This is a genomic window from Mycobacterium sp. (assembly GCF_049683355.1).
Taxonomy (GTDB): Bacteria; Actinomycetota; Actinomycetes; order Mycobacteriales; family Mycobacteriaceae; genus Mycobacterium.
The window spans coordinates 1-2,378 of the sequence record NZ_JBAUJB010000229.1; the positions used below are offsets into that span (position 1 = coordinate 1).

Annotated in this window: 2 pseudogenes; one reads left to right on the plus strand and one right to left on the minus strand. The window is 67.6% G+C overall.

The annotated features are described in order from the left end of the window. Nucleotides 1–1,363, plus strand: a pseudogene (glgP, locus tag WA944_RS13830) (alpha-glucan family phosphorylase); the annotation flags it as partial. A 3-nt stretch (nucleotides 1,364–1,366) separates the two neighbouring features. Here glgP and WA944_RS13835 read toward each other — a convergent pair. Continuing rightward, a pseudogene (locus WA944_RS13835) lies at nucleotides 1,367–2,378 on the minus strand (neutral zinc metallopeptidase); the annotation flags it as partial.

Below are 2,378 nucleotides of genomic sequence, written 5' to 3' on the forward strand. Positions count from 1 at the left end.
GGGCCGCGCCGCAGTGGACGGAGCTGGGCCGTGAGCTGCTGGGCAGCGACGACCTGAGCTCGCTGCGCGAACCGCAGACCTGGGAGCGGCTCAAGAAGGTCGACCCCGGACACATGTGGTGGATACGTTCCCAGTTGCGGGAGGCACTGGTCCAGGACGTGCGCGCCCGGATCCGGCGTTCCTGGCTCGAGCGCGGCGCCGCGGAGGCCGAACTAGGTTGGACTTCAACGGCTTTCGATCCGGCGGTACTGACCATCGGGTTCGCCCGCCGGGTGCCCACCTACAAGCGCCTGACGTTGATGCTGCGAGATCCGGATCGGCTGGAGAAGTTGCTCCTCGACGACAAACGCCAGATCCAATTGATAGTTGCGGGTAAAGCGCATCCGGCCGACGAGGGAGGCAAGGCGCTGATCCAACAGGTGGTGCGCTTCGCCGACAGGTGGTGCGCTTCGCCGACCGCCCGCAAGTGCGCCACCGCATCGCGTTTCTTCCCGATTACGACATGTCGATGGCCCGGCAGCTGTACTACGGCTGCGATGTCTGGCTGAACAACCCGTTGCGGCCGCTCGAGGCGTGCGGCACCTCCGGGATGAAGAGTGCGCTCAACGGCGGGCTGAACCTGTCTATCCGGGACGGGTGGTGGGACGAGTGGTTCGATGGCGAGAACGGATGGGAGATTCCGACCGCCGACGGGCTGGCCGACGAGGACCGGCGTGACGACATCGAGGCGTCAGCCCTCTACGACCTGCTCGAGCAGACGGTGGCGCCCAAGTTCTACGACCGAGACGAAGGTGGGATCCCGACACGTTGGGTCGAGATGGTCCGCCACACCCTGCAGGTGCTCGGCCCCAAGGTGCTGGCGTCGCGGATGGTGCAGGACTACACCGAGAAGTACTACATCCCGGCGGCCCGGTCGCTACGGCGGACGATCGAACCCGGCAGTTCCAGCGCCGGCGATTTCGACGCACCGTTCGGCGCTGCCCGCGAACTCGCGCAGTACCGGCATCGCGTCCACCGGGCCTGGCCGCAGATCGAGATCACCGACGTGGACAGCTACGGGCTGCCCGACACGCCGTTGCTGGGTTCGCAACTCACGCTGACCGCGCAGGTGGACCTTGCCGGACTGCAGCCCGAAGAGGTGTCGGCGCAGGCGGTGCTCGGCCGCGTCGACGCTGCCGACGCCCTGGTCGATCCCGTCGCCGTACCGATGCGGCACACCGGAGCCGTCGACGGCGGCAAGGAGATGTTCACGGCGACCACACCGCTGCCCATCACCGGTTCGGTCGGTTACACCGTCCGGGTGCTGCCGCACCACCGCCTGCTCGCCGCCGACAACGAACTCGGTCTGGTCACGCTCGCGTGACGGTCACCGGAACCGCTTGAAGCAGCGCTGCGCGTCGCCGAGAACACCGACCCGGAACGCATCGATCCGGGAGAACCCGGACGGCACGGACTCGCCGTTGACGTCGCTGGCAACCAGGCCGTTGGTCAGGATCCCCGACACCGCCTCGTCGATGTCGCCTGCGGTCAGCGCGATGGTGTTGCCGTCGGGGGTGGTGACCTCCTTGCTCATCTTCACCGTCGCCACCCCGCTCAGACAGGCCGTACGCAACGCGGCGGCGGCGGTGTCGAGCTCCCCTCCGCCGTGTTCGAGCTGGATAGCGAGCATGTAGCGGGACACCAGCACCGAATAGGCCATGTTGTCGCCGGTGGCCAGGTTGCTGCCATCGCGGGGGGTGCCCTGGATGCCCAGTACCTCGAGCCCCGGCAGGTCGACGACGATGGTGTTGCTGGACGGGCAGAATGACGCTGGCGGGCTGGGCCTGACATCGCCGCAGTTCTCTGCGTCGGCGGGGTCGAAGCTCAGTGCGGGGGGTCGGCGGGCTCGAACAGGATCCCCATCGCATCGACGATGGAGCGCACCGAGTCCTCGGTCACCGCGAGTTCCCCGGTCTGGTCCTGTCCTCGGGCAGCAGCACCGGTAGATCGCCACGCCGCTGGCCGATTTCACGCAGGTCGATCGCCGCGCACGCCGCCGGGCCGTCGGTGAAGCCGAACTGAAACGCCGAGACCCGCTCGAACGCCGAGCCGTGCTCGTCGTAGCCGGCATCGGGGTCACCCTCGCTGAGCAGCGGGTCCCGGAACGAGATGACGCCTGCCAGCACGTTGTTGAGCCCTTCGCCGGTGCTCAGCGTGAAGCGTGGGGAACTGTCTTCCGCCACCCAGCGCATGTATGCACCCGACAGGCAGTCCGCCTGTTGTTCGTTGACCAACGTGGGGGTGTCCCGTTTGGACATGCCGGACAACCGCGCCACGGCATGGCCGTACTCGTGCGCAAGCACCATCACCACACCGATGTCGCCGTGTGCCGCCCTCAA